Genomic DNA, 14,658 nt, shown 5'->3' with positions numbered 1-14,658 from the left:
AAGGCTGCCTGCCGTAAGTGGCGTTACACCACGCAGGTGATCAGGTGCGGGTTGCCCCCGGCATCATGACCTGCAGCTTTACATCCGTCGGACGGGCCGACGCCGCACGTTCAAACGCCGCAACCCCCTGTGTGAAGGCAAACGTTTCTGAAATAAGCGGTTTGAGGTCCACCTTGCCCGACGCGATCAGGGCGATGGCGCGTTCATACACGTTGGCGTAGCGGAAGACCGTTTCCATGCGGATTTCCTTCGCCTGTGCCGCCACGATGTCAAAGGGCACCTTTTCCACCGGCATGCCCACGAACACGACCGTCCCGCCCGGACGCACGCATGACAGGACATCATCATACGCACCGGCAAAGCCGCTGGCCTCGAACACCACATCGGCGCCCCAGTCGGCACCGACATGACGCGAGATGACATCACGCGGATTTTCATCATGGACATTGATCGGTTCGATCCCGTCATAGCGACCGGCGATTTCCAGTTTCGGCGCCGCCAGGTCGGATATGAACACCACCCCCGCCCCGGACGCCAGTGCAGCCAGCGCGGTCATGAGCCCGATCGGCCCGCACCCGGTGACCAGGCAGGTATCACCGGGTTTGATCGCAGCCTTGACCGCGGCCTGCACGCCAATGGCGAAGGGTTCGACCATTGCCCCTTCACCAAAGGACACGTTATCGGGAAGGCGATAGGTAAAGGCTGCCGGATGGACAACCGTGGGTGTAAGACAGCCATGGACCGGCGGCGTGGCCCAGAAGGTCACGGCGGGATCGACATTGTAGATCCCCATGCGCGACGCCCGCGATATGGGGTCGGGAATGCCCGGCTCCATGCAGACGCGATCACCGATTTTCAGGTTTCTGACGCGCGATCCGGTTTCAATGACCGTACCGGCCGCTTCATGCCCCAGCACCATCGGATCATTGACGACAAAGGGACCGATGCGCCCGTGCGTGTAGTAATGGACATCACTGCCACAGATCCCGACTGTATGGATCCTGATGCGCACGTCATCAGGCCCGAGTTCCTGTGGCAGGTCGATATCACGGATGGAAAGAACGCCTTGGCGTTCCAGGACCAGAGCTTCCGCCATTTATTTCCTGACGCCCTTTGGGCGCCCCTTCTTCTTGTTTTGGCGAAATCATATGAGAATACCGGGCGGTATCGCGTCTAGCCTGTCTTTTGCCGGAAAATGATACTTTTTTGACATCCGTGCATTTCCGCCAGAAAACGGCGAAACGTCACGCATTCGTGACGCGCAGCGTCCTGCCTGGCCGGTCCCTATGGTCCCGATATGACAGTATAGTCCGCGGACTGATACACCCGGTCATGAAACGCCGTAATGATATCTTTCATGATACGGTCCGCTGTCATCAGCCGGTAATGGATCGGGTCCCAGAACATGTCACGGTCATTGACGATGGGGCCGGGAATGTCGAAATCGATCACCAGCGTGTTGGGCATGTTTGCGGCAATCGACGCCACATAACGGTGGCAGGCGCTGAACATGGCGTCATACATCGACCCGTGCGGGTTATGCCGGATGGCCTGCACCGGCGGAAACCAGATGATACGTAATGTCGTATCCTGCACGGCATGCAGGATCAGGGGCAGATACATCTGCATGGCCGGGGCGGCAGCCACTGGACCGGGCGGCGGCGGCATATGGTCTGGCCCCCACCGGGCAAACACCCTGTCGACGCGCGCACGGGTATAGCTGGCATCCTGCCCCACGAAATTGGTGTAGCCGTCTTCCCCGTAATGTTCATGGCGCAGCCCGACCTGCAGCATGAATTCATTACCGGCTTCCTGCAGGGCATACAGGTTGGCCATGTGCAGGTAACCCATCCATGGGGATTCCTGATAGATCCAGTCAGGCCACGGCTCCGGGTTCAGCGGCACCTGTTTGGGACCATACAGGCACCATGAACGGTCTATATCGACCATCACGACCTTCGGGTCGGGATGGTAATGCATGAATTCACGCAGCAGGCGGTACTGCTCATGGGGCTGGGCATTGTTCATCGCCATATTAAGGAAATGCGCCCCGAATGGGCCATCCATGACCGCAGGCCGTATCAGACGGCCCGTTGATGTACCCAGCATGACGGAATCAAACCCTGGCTTTTGCGCCAGCATGGGCATGGTAAAGCGCGCGTTGCTGGTCACCGGCAAGCGGTGCAGCGGCAATGACAGGGGCAGTCCGCCCCATGGATCGACCAGTACCACAAACAGATACAGACACCCGCCAACTGTCCCGATCGTAGCCAGAAATACCAGACAGAATTGATACCAGATATTCCTGTTGTGTATCCGCACCGATCCATCAGTTCTGAACGCAGGGTTGACGGTGTGTGGAAACCATAATTCCCCCACTGGCGCAATCCGACACGGGTCACGGGGCCTGTCTTTCGCACCCGTGGGGATAGCGGTATTATGGCTGCCATATTGTGGATATGAAGCGGGTTGGGGGCACACGACGCAATGGACAAAACATTCTGGCATGACAAATGGCAGCGTAATGAAATCGGCTTTCACGAACCACGGCCCAATCCCCTGCTGACCGATAATTTCGCGGCCCTGCGCCTGCCTGCGGGCGCGCGCGTCTTTGTACCATTATGCGGGAAAAGCCGTGATATTCACTGGCTGCTTGAACACGGCTGTCAGGTGGCGGGCATTGAACTGAGCCCGATTGCCGTCACAGGGCTTTTTTCCGAACTGGGGCTTGCGCCACGCATTTCATCCGCTGGCCCATTGGTACGCTACGAGGCAGGGCATTTGTGCATCTGGGCAGGCGACATTTTCAATCTGACGCAGGCGGAACTGGGTCATGTTGATGCCGTCTATGACCGTGCGGCGCTTATTGCCCTGCCCGCCCCCACCCGCATGGCCTATGCCCGGCATCTTGTAACCATTACCGATGCTGCGCCTGAACTTCTGGTCAGCATGGAATATGACCAGTCACGCAAAGCGGGGCCGCCGTTTTCGGTCGATGAAAATGCGCTGCAGCACTATTATGGTGATACGTTTACCCTTGACCGCGTGATGCACGAAGCCGTGCCGGGCGGCCTGAAGGGGATCTGCCCCGCGACGGAAAGCGTGTGGATCATGAAACCGCGCCACGGGTCAGGCGCATTGACGAAAAAATAAAAGTTTCCAGACGCCGCCTTTTTAAAAAGACGGTGTCCTTCGAGGCTTTTTGCAAAAAGCTTCGCCAAAAACCTTTCTGCATTCGCCAGATGTCTCATGGACAGGATACCGGAATACTCTCCCGGTTCCGCCCCAGACATTCCTGCGCCCGCGCCATATTATGCCAACCGGGCAAACTTCCCGATCGCCCTTACGTTGTGGCCGCATCCGCAGGAGGTTGCGATGCGCCACATCATCAGGATTTTCGCCATCCTCATCACCCTGTCCGCCACAGGCTGCTATGGTCCCGAACCCCACCACCCCTATCGTGACGAGGGCACGACGACAGATTACCGCAACCCCGACCAGCACTGGAGCCGTGGCCCCCACATCGATCACTGAATACAGCGCGCCATTCAGATCTGCAGGAAATTTTCCAGCACGGTCAGGAACGCCTGCGGCGACTGTGCATGCACCCAATGCCCGGCATCCTGTATGGTTTCCAGCCGGTAATGTGGAAACAGCCTGCGCATGGCGGGATAGTTGTCGGGCTGGATATAATGTGAGCGTCCACCCGCCACAAACAGGGTCGGTCCATCATAACGGGCGCCGGGCAGGACATCAGGCCAGCCAATTATGGCCGGCATGGATGCCGCAATGTCCTTCAGCCCGATGGTCCAGCGTGGCTTTTCCCCCAGGTCGAGATTCATCAGCATGAGATCACGCACGGGCTTTTCGGCAATCACCTGACCCAGCCACGCTTCCGCCCCCGCACGGTCAAGAAAATCCGGCAGCGGCAGTCCAGCCAGCCTGCGGGCCAGTTCATGGGACTGCGAAAAGCCACCCTCGCCCGGTGCGATATCCACCACCATCAGCGAATGCACCTCGGCAGGAAAGCTGAGCGCCAGCATCATCGCGGTCTTTCCCCCCATCGAATGCCCCACCACGGTGGCGGGCAATGCGTCATGAGCGGCCAGTGTTTCGCATACGTCAGCAGCAAGGACCGGATAGTCCATCGGGCCATGCGGGCTGGCGCCATGATTGCGCAGGTCCAGCGCCAGCGTACGGCGGTTTGCGGCAATACGGCGCTGGAAAAAGCCGAAATTGCGTGCCCGTCCGAACAGCCCATGCAGGAATACGACGGGCGGTTGGGACAGGTCGCCGTTTTCAGGGCCAAGTTCGATGGTGTTGAGCAGCATGGTATCGTGGGCTCCGGTTCTTTTCCTGAAATATCGGGATATATTAGGGGGATCGGGTCATTCCCGCCTTTCATAATTCTGTGGGGTGGGTCACATGCACATAGTCGCAACACCTGCCCTGTTGCGCTGCATTCTGATGCAGGCCAGACACAACTGTTTCTATTTGTAAAAAAATGATACATTCCATGAAACCGGCAACCCCATTTACTTTTTATTCACATTGACAAATTGTGTGGGATCGCAAGGTCACCCCCAATCTGTTTCACGCAGCTTCCTATAGGGTGATCTCCCCCATGAGCCTGAATCTGCACGCCAATTACCGGCGCGATATTGATGGCCTGCGCGCAATCGCGGTAACGGCCGTCGTTCTGTTTCATGCCAGCGTCTATCCCGTACAGTCGGGATTTGTTGGCGTGGATATTTTCTTTGTTATTTCCGGTTTTCTGATCGGTGGCATCGTTTACAGGGATGTCAGGCTGGGAACTTTCAGCTTCGTCGGGTTTTACGCCCGGCGCGCCCGGCGTATCCTGCCGGCCCTCATGGCCATCATCGCCGCTGTCATGCTGGCGGGCCTGCTGTTTTCCAGTCCGGCGGAATTGCGCCAGACCAGCCTGGGGGCCATAAGCGCATTACTTGGGTGGTCCAATATACTGTTCTGGAAACAGATCAGTTATTTTTCCCCTGACGCCCATCTCAACCCGTTCCTCATGACATGGTCCCTGGGGGTGGAGGAACAGTTCTACCTGTTTTTCCCCGTGCTTTTACTTCTGATCGGCCGGTGGCGACACGTTTATGTACTGGGCGTGATCGGGGCGCTGTGCCTTGGTTCGCTATGCATGGCGCAGTTCGGGCTGGGCCGGTGGCCGGCCGCCGTATTCTACCTGCTGCCCACGCGGGCGTGGGAAATGGGCATGGGTACGTTCCTGGCCGTAGCAAAATCGAATTATGCTTTGTCCTTTCCCCGCCCCGTCAATCATTTAATTGGTTGGACGGGGCTTTTTCTTGTCGGGCTGTCAATAATCATTTTTGATGAACATACGCCCTTTCCCGGTCTGGCCGCCCTCCTGCCGGTTGGCGGCACGCTGGCGCTGCTGCTGTCGGATGGCAGTTTCGTCAACCGCGCCATCCTGTCCACGCGGCCCTTCATATGGATCGGGCGCATATCCTATTCATGGTATCTGTGGCACTGGCCACTCATGGCGTTCGTCTGGCTGTGTTCGGCACGCGCGCCGTCGCCGCTGCTGCTGGCGGGCGCAGGGATCGTGTCACTGGTGCCGGCCGCACTGTCATGGCGCTATATCGAACAGCCGTTCCGGCGTGGAAGTGGCAGCGCCCCTGTCGTCGTGACGCGGTACGCGGGCAGCCTTGCGCTGGGTATCAGCGTGCTGGCGGTGGTTTACATATCCAATGGCCTGTCCCAACGTTTTGACCCGGCCCTGACCCTTGCGGAACAGGTTCTGGCGGAAGGACGGGGCGAACCCTGCCTGGCCAATTACGGGGTGGCCAGCCTGAACCTGTCGCCACGCTGCGTGCATGATACGGGACGCCCGCGCGTCGCCCTGCTGGGGGACAGTCATGCATCCGCACTTGCCGCTTCCCTGTCCCATATGGCGGACCGGGCGGGTTTTGATTTCGTGCAGTTCACGAAATCCTCCTGCCCGCCCCTGCTGGGAACCACGCGGCTCATGCCCACCCATCCCGGCCATGCCATGCAGTGCGCGACGTATAACGCACAGGCTTTTGCCGCCGTCATGCATGACCCGCGTGTCCAGACCGTCGTGCTGGCGGGATACTGGGCCGCCCCCTTTGCCGGGGATGCCGGGCGCGATGCCTATGCCGACCCGCAGGACATGGCGGACCATGGCGTGGCCACAAGCCTTGCCCGGCTGGATGTCGCGTTACGCAATACAACGCAGATACTGGCCAATGCACACAAGCATGTCGTCGTGCTGGGGGACGTGCCCCAGTTCCGTTTTGATCCCGCCAAGGAAGCGGTGACCGCGTTCATGCCCATGCGCCTGCATGCCGAACACATGCTGGACCCGTCATTCCGGACAGTTGGCGAGGTCGCGCCCCCAGCCCTTCTCACCGTGCCCGCCCAACCCGTCGCGGATGTGGTGCGCCGTGCGGTGGCGGACGGGCAGGACGTAAGCTATTTCGCGCTGGCTGACGGATTATGTTCCCCTGCGGGATGCAAATTCCGCAACGGGGACAATCCGTTCTATGTCGACCCGCAGCACCTGTCGCGCGCGGGGGCCGATTTCCTGCTGGCGCGACTTGATGGGCTGCTGCCTGTCATGGGCGAGCCCATGGCCCGGATCGCGGCACAGCCCCCCATCCCCACGACGCCACTGCCCGTATCCGATGCGACACAGGTCGCCATTCACTGACATATGCCGTGCGTCCACGTGTCTGTCATGAAAAGGAACGCCGCCTTTTTGCAAAAAGGCGGCACCCGGAAAACTTTGGTCTTTCCGGGGCTATCCTTCGCGATCGGCAGGGGCCAGCGCGCGGGGAAAGGCCGCAGGGTTGAAGAACGCCAGCACGATCCCCAGCAGCACCATGCCGCAGGACAGCGGGACCAGAATGGCAAACCCGCCATGGGACAGGACCTGTCCCCCTGCGGCGGATCCCGCCAGGATACCCGCATTACACGCGGCATTGATCGCAGCACCCGCAACATCGGGCCGTGTCGCGCGCGCACGGATCGCACCCGACATGACAAAGGGCACGATGGCGGCATAGCCGATACACCACAGGCCAACCGCCGCAACCGCCATCCAGCCCGACAGGACATGCCCGTACATAAGCCCCATGCCCACCAGCATGGCCAGCCCACTGCCCAGCAGTCCGGCGGCGGGTTTGCTGTCAACGACCTGCCCCGCGCCCCACAGGCCAAGGATGCTGAAACCACCCGTCAGCAACAGCGCGATACTGAGCGTCCCCACCGACAGGCCATGCGCCAGCAATAAGGGCGTAATGTATGTGTAAAGCAGGTGATGGGCGAAGAAGAACACGGCATCAACCAGCACGACGACAAGAAATATCCGCATGGCCCGACGACCGCCGATCGTAGGCAGCCCTTCGCGGACCTGCACCGACGACGTGACCGGCGGCAGGAAGAACGCGATGCACACCGTCAGGATCACCGCCAGCACGGTCATGACGCCCATGGCCATGCGCCACCCCGCCAGGTGCCCGATCGCGGCCGCACCTGGCACCCCCAGGATCATGCCCAGCGATGTCCCGCCATAGACGAATGAAATGGCCCGTCCCGTCATGTCCTGTGGCACAAGGCGTGCGGCATAGGCCGCCGCAATGGACATGAGCAGCGCATGCGCCAGCCCCCCGATCAGACGTCCCGCGCACAGCACAAGGAAAGTCGGCGCCACCGTCACCGCAAGATTGGATATGACGTAGCCCAGCAGGGAAAGCAGCACGAGCCGCTTGCGGTCGATATGCGCCGTCATGATCGTAAGCGGTATGGCGCCCATCATGACCATCATCGCAAAGGCGCTGACGGACAGCCCGGCCTGCCCTTCGGGAATATGGAAATCCCGCGCCATTTCAATCAGGATGCCCACCGGGGCGACTTCACTGGTCAGGGCTGTAAAGGTACAGGCGAAAAGGGCGCACAACCCGATCACGGCGCCCCTGGAAAGTGTCTTGAACGACATGATGACCTGCTCTGGGTTGCGCCATGTATCATGGCGGCGGTTTTTCGCCGCCTTGTGGCACTTTCCGCATCCCGATGGAACAGGCGTATTCCCTGTTTCGCCCTTAAAATTTCAAGTGCGGAAACGCCCCGGCAAAAAACCGGGGAAAACCGGGCTGAAAACCCGTCTGGCACCAGATGAAAAATGGCCGTCTTTTCGGTTTGCCGGGTCAGCCCCATCGCATCATGCGGCCCACATGAATTGCGATCCCGTGCCACGTGCAATCACCTTACGGCCAGTATGCGCAGGGTCATGTACATTGTGGCATGTTTCCGCCCCGTGGGCCGGGTCCACGGGATAATGCCGGGGGTGCGCGGGTTACGCCTGCCGTCGATCCAGGTTTTTGCGAATATCCTGAACAAATCGTGAATACCGGACGCCGAGAAAGAAAATCTCCATCAGCAGGCGCGCCGGCCACCGGCAGGGCCGCCTGACCTGAATCAGCAGGACATAACGGGTGTCGGTCGTGTTGTTCCACACTTCATGGTTGTAGGTATCATCAAACAGTATGGATTTGCCCGCGGTCCATGGGCACACATGCAGCCTGTCGCCCTCCTCGAACTGGATCCAGCAGTTTTCCCGGTCAGCGGGGACATGCAGCGCCAGATGATAGGTCAGCATGCCCTTGGTCATGCCCCGGTGGCGGGGAATGTGGCAGCCTGCCTCCAGCACGGAAAAGCTGGCGGTACATAAATTGGGAATCCGGTCGATCAGTGCCGCGGTCGTTGGTACATGCGCCCGGTTTTCCTGACGCCTGTAACCGTACCCTTCCAGAAAGAAGGAGCGCCAGCGGCGGTCGGCGGCGATACGCCCGTGATCGGGCGATATGTCCCCAAGAGATGGAATGTCGGTCGCGGCCATCTGCAGCGCCTCGTCACGAATTCTTTCCCAGTTCTGTTCCAGGTCACGCACCCACTGCATGACGTGGGGATCAAAGAGGGCCTGATCCGGCAGCATGGAAAACCGCATGATGAAGGTATCAATCCTGTCACGCAGGTTCTTGGTCAAATGATAAAGGGTCTTCTTTTTCACCACATGCATTTCCCTGAAATTGGACCGAGGCGGAGAAAATATATTTCAGCCAACCAGGCATGAACAATCCCTTCCCTCCATGCCCCGGCAGGGCAGCCTTTCGGGCTGCGGGGCGCGGTATTCCCGCATGGACGCGGGAAACCACATGCCAACGCCCGGACGGGCTTCTGGGATGCATCCGGATCATGCCACGGCGGAACACAGGAAGAATTCATCATGGCGGACCTTTTGCGCGACGCGTGAAGCGTATAGAATCCGCCTCCGATCGCAGACCTACGACGCGCCGGGTCTGTCGCGTGTTCTTCATGGCGCCATGCAGGGAGTAAGGCGTGCCTTCAGCTACACCACAGCCCGTTGACACCACATTGACCAGCGCCGCGATTTTCCTGATCTTCACGCTGGACCCCGGCGACGGGGATGATGGCGCCACGGTACGTAACCTGTATGGTGACCTGTCGGCGCTGGTGCGCGGGGTGGGTTTCCGCATTCCCGACGGGCGGCTGTCCTGTGTCACGGGTATCGGGTCGGATGCATGGGAACGTGTTTTCAAGGGGCCGAAACCCAAGGAACTCCACCCCTTCCGCGCCATCCACGGGGTGCATGAAGCCCCCGCCACCCCCGGTGACCTGGTGTTCCATATCCGTGCAACGCGCATGGACCTGTGTTTTGAACTGGCAACCGCCATCACCGCCCGTCTGGACGGCGTGGCGCGGGTGGTGGATGAAGTCCACGGGTTCAAGTATTTCGATGCCCGCGACCTGCTGGGCTTTGTCGATGGCACGGAAAACCCGGTCAACCAGGCCGCGACCGATGCGACGGTCATTGGTGACGAAGATCCCGATTTTGCAGGCGGCAGTTACGTCATCATCCAGAAATACCTGCATGACCTGAAAAAATGGGACGCCATTCCCGTCGAGCAGCAGGAAAAGATCATTGGCCGCAGGAAGCTGTCGGACATTGAACTGCCCGAAGCCGCGAAACCCAGCTACGCCCATAATGTCCTGACCAATATCGAGGAAAATGGCGAGCAGTTGCAGATCGTGCGCGACAACATGCCCTTTGGCGAAGTCGGCAAGGGGGAGTTCGGAACCTATTTCATAGGCTACGCGAAAACCCCCACCCGTGTGGAACGGATGCTGGACAACATGTTCATTGGCAACCCGCCGGGCAATTACGACCGCCTGCTGGATGTCAGCCGCGCGGTAACGGGCGTGCTGTTTTTCATTCCCACCGCCGATTTCCTGGACGCCGCCCCGACATATGGCGAAGCGGCGGCCCCTGCGGACAGCACCGAAGACACACCGGCCAGCCCGCCCACCACACCCGATGGTTCACTTGGCATCGGGTCACTGAAGGAAGAAGTCTGACATGAACAACCTGCACCGCAACCTTGCCCCCATTTCCGACGCTGCCTGGGCCGATATCGAACAGGAAGCATCCCGCACGCTGCGCCGCTACCTGGCCGGCCGGCGCGTCGTGGACGTGCCCGAAGCCCGTGGTGTCGGCCTTGCCGCCGTGGATACCGGCCATACGGCCCGCATCGACAGCCCGGCGGACGGGGTGCAGGCGCTGCAGCGCAAGGTCCTGCCCCTGGTGGAACTGCGCGTGCCGTTTTCACTAAGCCGCGATGCCATTGACGATGTGGAACGCGGCGCGCTGGATTCCGACTGGCAGCCCCTGAAGGACGCGGCCAGGAAGATCGCCTATGCCGAGGACCGCGCGATATTCGACGGCTATGCCGCGGCCGGGATCCGGGGCATTGCACAGGATACATCCAACGGCCAGTTCTCGCTGCCCGCCTCCCCCCGCGACTATCCCGCCATCATTGCCGATGGCCTGAATGAACTGCGTATCGCAGGCGTAAACGGCCCCTATTCGGTGGTGCTGGGTGCGCGTGCGTTTGCCGCCGTCAGCGGCGGGAGCGAGGATGGCTACCCTGTCCTGCGCCACCTGGAACGGATGATCGAGGGCAGGATCATCTGCGCCCCGGCCATTGAAGGGGCCTATATCCTGTCCACCCGTGGCGGTGATTTTGAACTGGATATCGGGCAGGATGTCTCCATCGGCTATAGCAGCCATTCCGCCACGTCGGTGGAGCTGTACCTGCAGGAAAGCTTCACCTTCCGCGTGCTGACGACCGAAGCCTCGGTCGTGATCAGGCACGCGGCTGCGTAACCCCGCCCCATTCCACCAGGGGCCATGTCGGCTGGCGGCCCGAACCACGGCAGCCGCCCGACATTTCCCTGGATGGAATATGGCGGCCATGGTTTGATTTTCTGCCCGTTTCGTGATTACAGCCAGTACGACGAAACGTAAAAGGAATGACGGAAAATGAAGATCAGCGCACGGAACCAGATCGCGGGCAAGATCACGGCCATCACCAAGGGGGCGACCACGTCCCATGTCAGCATCGACATTGGTGGCGCCATCATCACCGCTTCGATCACCAATGAAGCGGTTGCCGACCTGAAGCTGAAGATCGGTGAAAAGGCGACCGCCATCATCAAGGCATCCGATGTCATGGTGGGCGTGTAAGGGTCACGGACCCGCGCGCCGTCCGCCCCCACGGGTGGGCGGCGCACCGCCTTTTCCCGACATGAACAATCCCTAACCTGCGGGATACAAAAAGACAGGATCAGAACACAGGCTGGCCATGTTGCGCGCATAACCTGCGATCAACAAACCTTTAAGGTAATGCCCCTGTGCCCCTGAAAATCGCATGTTCCGGCATATTCATGCTGCTGGCAATCACTACCTGTATCCCGGCACAGGCCCGGTCGTACCGTATCCATATCCCGACAGCCAGCCGCCACGTGCAGGAAGTCAACACGGAAATGGGCTATATACATGGCCATGCCGCCGTCCTGCCGCCCGACAGCAGCGCCTATCGCAACATTGACGCCAAATGCGCCGGACGTGGGCTGAATAACGTCACCACGCAAAGTGTGACGGTCGGCATCAGCAGATCCTCGCGCCGTAATTTCTACACGCAGTGCATGATCGAAAGCGGCGCGTGGCGATAACACGCTAGGGGACTGGCGCGCCGGAAACCGTCCGGATATCGTGGCATGCAGGCAGATATTGCCCAGACAGCCCCAACCACCGGAACGTATTCGTGCACATATCCCCCTATCACGCCCAATGGCATGCGCATTCCATGCCGGAACACCAGATGGATCACGACAACAGCTATCCCGTGCGGCTGGTGGATGGATCGACACTGGTCCTGCCGCTGCGTCCCCTGCCGGGCGGGGAAAAGGCCATTGCGCTGCTCATGTCCAACCAGACGGGATTTGCCGTCGAACGCGCACTGATCCGCCTGCTGACCGATATGGTGCAGGAACTGAAACCGGAGGTAATTGTAGGCGTGCCGACCATGGGACTGGCCTATGCCCGACCCGTGGCGGAAAACCTGGGGTTTGATGATTATGTCGCGTTGGGGCATTCGCGCAAATTCTGGTACGACAGTGCGCTGTCGCAATGCCTGACATCGTCCACCAGTCCCGATCAGGCCAAGCACCTGTATCTTGATCCCGCCCTTGTCGAGCGCGTGCGCGGCAGGCGCGTTGTGATCATGGATGACGTGCTGAACACCGGCCGGACGGCGGCGGCGGCCATCCGCCTCATGCAGAAGGTCCAGGCGCGGGTTGTGGGCGTCACGGCGGTCCTGACCGAAGGCTGGGCATGGCGGACCGAACTGGAACATACAGGCCCCGACATGCCCGGACTGGTGCATGCCCTTGGGCATATTCCCATGTTTGGCCGCACCGAAGCGGGCTGGCGGCCCCTTGCCGATACCTGATCCCGGGCTGCGCGCGTCACATAAAGACGGGAAACGGAGCATTTCCGATTTTGGCGTATGCAGTCCTTCTGCACGACGTATTGTCAGGAAGGTTCCTGCGGGAAACAGTCCATGACACAGCAAGGGATTACGAAATTGTCCAAGGTTCTCGTACTGTATTATTCCACCTACGGCCATATCGAAACGATGGCCCATGCCGTGGCCGAAGGGGTTCGCGCGGCGGGGATGGAGGCGGACGTGAAACGCGTGCCCGAACTGGTGCCGGAAGACGTGGCGAAAGCCCATCATTTCAAGACCGAACAGGCCGCCCCCATCGCCACCACGGCGGAACTGCCGAAATATGATGCAGTCATTGTCGGCGCGCCGACGCGTTTCGGGCGGCTGCCGTCACAGATGGCCAATTTCTGGGACCAGACCGGCGGCCTGTGGCTGAAGGGCGCGCTGGTGGGCAAGGTGGGCGCGGTGTTCACCTCCACCGCGTCACAGCATGGCGGGCAGGAAACGACCCTGTATTCGCTCATGTCGAACCTGCTGCACCATGGCATGGTGATTACCGGCCTGCCCTACACCTTTCAGGGTCAGATGAAGGTGGATGAAGTGACCGGCGGCGCGCCCTATGGCGCCACCACGATCGCCGCGGGCGACGGGTCACGCCAGCCCAGCGCCACCGAACTGGATGGCGCGCGTTTCCTGGGGCAGCATGTGGCGGGGCTGGCGAAGAAGCTGGCTGCCTGATCCATACGACACGCCCGGTCCGTCAGTCATGACGTGCCCATGGCGGGTGCGCGAACGCACCCGCCAGATAATCGATAAAGGCCGTGACCCGCACGGGCCGCAGGGTGCTGCCGGGCGTCACCAGGTACAGGGCCACGGGCGGGGCTGCCCACCGGGGCAGGAGACGGGTGAGCCTGCCCGATTTCAGCCCGTCCCACACCATGAATTCCGGAAACAGGCCAAAGCCCAGACCGGCCTCAAGCGCAGGCAGGAAGGTTTCGGCATTATCCGCGCGCAGCCGCGCGGTCTGGCACAGGACGAACTCCCGCCCGTTTCCCTCATGCTGCAGGCGGATCATGCCGGGGGCGGAGGTATTGGTGTAAACGAAGCTCCTGTGCCCCTCCAGCGCACGGGGATCATCGGGGTGGCCGATCCGTTCCACATATCCCGGCGTGGCCACCAGCAGCAGCCGCACCGTACACAGCCGCCGCGCCAGCAGGGCGGAATCCGCCAGCGACGCAATGCGCAGCGCCATGTCATATCCCCCCGCCACAAGGTCCACGATGGCATCGCTATAGTCGATGGTAATGTCGATTTCAGGGTAGCGCACAAGGAAATCCGGCAGGAGCGGGGCCAGATGCCGGACCCCGAAAACCATGGGGGCCGCAACCCGTATCAGGCCCGATGGCGCCAGCGTGCCACCGCGTGCTTCCATTTCTGCGGCCTCGGCTTCGGCCAAGATCCGGTTGGCATGACCCAGCAGCATCCGCCCCGTCTCGGTCAGCGACATCTGCCGTGAATTGCGGTTGAACAGGGCGACGCCCAGCGACTGCTCCAGCCGGCCTATGGCCTTGGACACGGTGGGTTTGGACAGCTGGACGTCCTCCGCCGCGCGCGCAAACGAACCGCGTTCCGCCACTTTTGCAAAAATGGCCCATGCCTCGAAATCAGGCAGCCGCATTGCACAATCCCACGCAATGATTCCCAGTGCGTGTTTCCATATCTTATCGGCCCCGGCATGTCTCCCTCCGCATGATGGCCTATGGACAACAAATGGAAACGA

At 60.6% G+C, this 14,658-nt stretch carries 15 protein-coding genes; 9 read left to right on the top strand and 6 right to left on the bottom strand.

Going from position 1 to position 14,658, the window contains the following annotated elements:
• Positions 1–40: 40 nt before the first annotated feature.
• The gene (locus S101446_RS02615; protein ID WP_087607515.1) at positions 41–1,096 is read right to left on the bottom strand and encodes an NAD(P)-dependent alcohol dehydrogenase; all 1,056 of its coding nucleotides are present in this window, start codon (positions 1,094–1,096) and stop codon (positions 41–43) included.
• Positions 1,097–1,284: 188 nt separating this feature from the next.
• Entirely contained in the window at positions 1,285–2,232 is a 948-nt protein-coding gene (locus S101446_RS18325; RefSeq protein WP_244184407.1) for a hypothetical protein, read from the bottom strand.
• A 255-nt stretch (positions 2,233–2,487) separates the two neighbouring features.
• Between S101446_RS18325 and tmpT the strand changes: the two genes are divergently transcribed.
• Together tmpT and S101446_RS18320 are read left to right on the top strand one after the other, a co-directional pair.
• The gene (tmpT, locus tag S101446_RS02605) at positions 2,488–3,153 is read left to right on the top strand and encodes a thiopurine S-methyltransferase (RefSeq protein ID WP_087607514.1); all 666 of its coding nucleotides are present in this window, start codon (positions 2,488–2,490) and stop codon (positions 3,151–3,153) included.
• 222 nt (positions 3,154–3,375) lie between these two features.
• Complete coding sequence (locus tag S101446_RS18320) at positions 3,376–3,534, top strand: hypothetical protein (protein WP_010508539.1); 159 nt, start codon at positions 3,376–3,378, stop codon at positions 3,532–3,534.
• 14 nt (positions 3,535–3,548) lie between these two features.
• On the opposite strand, the gene S101446_RS02595 is transcribed toward S101446_RS18320, so the two are convergent.
• On the bottom strand, positions 3,549–4,331 hold the full coding sequence (locus S101446_RS02595) for an alpha/beta fold hydrolase (RefSeq protein ID WP_087607513.1): 783 nt from the start codon (positions 4,329–4,331) through the stop codon (positions 3,549–3,551).
• 293 nt (positions 4,332–4,624) lie between these two features.
• On the opposite strand from S101446_RS02595, the gene S101446_RS02590 reads away from it, so the two are divergent.
• On the top strand, positions 4,625–6,721 hold the full coding sequence (locus S101446_RS02590) for an acyltransferase family protein (RefSeq protein WP_087607512.1): 2,097 nt from the start codon (positions 4,625–4,627) through the stop codon (positions 6,719–6,721).
• 90 nt (positions 6,722–6,811) lie between these two features.
• Here S101446_RS02590 and S101446_RS02585 read toward each other — a convergent pair whose 3' ends face one another.
• Positions 6,812–8,008, bottom strand: coding sequence for an MFS transporter (locus S101446_RS02585; protein WP_087607511.1), 1,197 nt, complete (start codon positions 8,006–8,008; stop codon positions 6,812–6,814).
• A gap of 357 nt (positions 8,009–8,365) precedes the next feature.
• Positions 8,366–9,088, bottom strand: a complete 723-nt coding sequence (locus S101446_RS02580) for an aspartyl/asparaginyl beta-hydroxylase domain-containing protein (RefSeq protein ID WP_087607510.1) — start codon at positions 9,086–9,088, stop codon at positions 8,366–8,368.
• Positions 9,089–9,408: 320 nt separating this feature from the next.
• Between S101446_RS02580 and S101446_RS02575 the strand changes: the two genes are divergently transcribed.
• The 6 genes from S101446_RS02575 (at position 9,409) to wrbA (ending at position 13,616) form a co-directional block, all read left to right on the top strand.
• Positions 9,409–10,446: a Dyp-type peroxidase gene (locus S101446_RS02575; RefSeq protein WP_039794233.1), complete on the top strand. Its 1,038-nt coding sequence runs from the start codon at positions 9,409–9,411 to the stop codon at positions 10,444–10,446.
• A 1-nt stretch (position 10,447) separates the two neighbouring features.
• Positions 10,448–11,254 carry a family 1 encapsulin nanocompartment shell protein gene (locus S101446_RS02570; protein ID WP_087607509.1) on the top strand — a complete coding sequence of 269 codons (807 nt, stop codon included), beginning with the start codon at positions 10,448–10,450 and terminating at the stop codon, positions 11,252–11,254.
• A gap of 156 nt (positions 11,255–11,410) precedes the next feature.
• A complete protein-coding gene (locus S101446_RS02565; protein ID WP_010508531.1) occupies positions 11,411–11,614 on the top strand; it encodes a TOBE domain-containing protein in 204 nt (67 codons plus the stop codon).
• Between the two features lie 200 nt (positions 11,615–11,814).
• Positions 11,815–12,102, top strand: coding sequence for a hypothetical protein (locus tag S101446_RS02560; RefSeq protein ID WP_220464761.1), 288 nt, complete (start codon positions 11,815–11,817; stop codon positions 12,100–12,102).
• A gap of 92 nt (positions 12,103–12,194) precedes the next feature.
• Positions 12,195–12,881 carry a phosphoribosyltransferase gene (locus S101446_RS02555; RefSeq protein ID WP_244184405.1) on the top strand — a complete coding sequence of 229 codons (687 nt, stop codon included), beginning with the start codon at positions 12,195–12,197 and terminating at the stop codon, positions 12,879–12,881.
• A gap of 135 nt (positions 12,882–13,016) precedes the next feature.
• Positions 13,017–13,616 carry an NAD(P)H:quinone oxidoreductase gene (gene wrbA, locus S101446_RS02550; protein WP_087608805.1) on the top strand — a complete coding sequence of 200 codons (600 nt, stop codon included), beginning with the start codon at positions 13,017–13,019 and terminating at the stop codon, positions 13,614–13,616.
• 22 nt (positions 13,617–13,638) lie between these two features.
• On the opposite strand, the gene S101446_RS02545 is transcribed toward wrbA, so the two are convergent.
• Positions 13,639–14,556 (bottom strand): LysR family transcriptional regulator, encoded by a 918-nt coding sequence (locus S101446_RS02545; protein WP_087607507.1) that lies wholly within the window; start codon positions 14,554–14,556, stop codon positions 13,639–13,641.
• Between the last annotated feature and the right edge of the window lie 102 nt (positions 14,557–14,658).

Origin of the sequence: Komagataeibacter europaeus (assembly GCF_002173515.1) — a bacterium.
In the GTDB taxonomy this organism is placed as follows: Bacteria; Pseudomonadota; Alphaproteobacteria; order Acetobacterales; family Acetobacteraceae; genus Komagataeibacter; species Komagataeibacter europaeus.
This window is presented reverse-complemented; position numbering and strand designations above follow the sequence as displayed.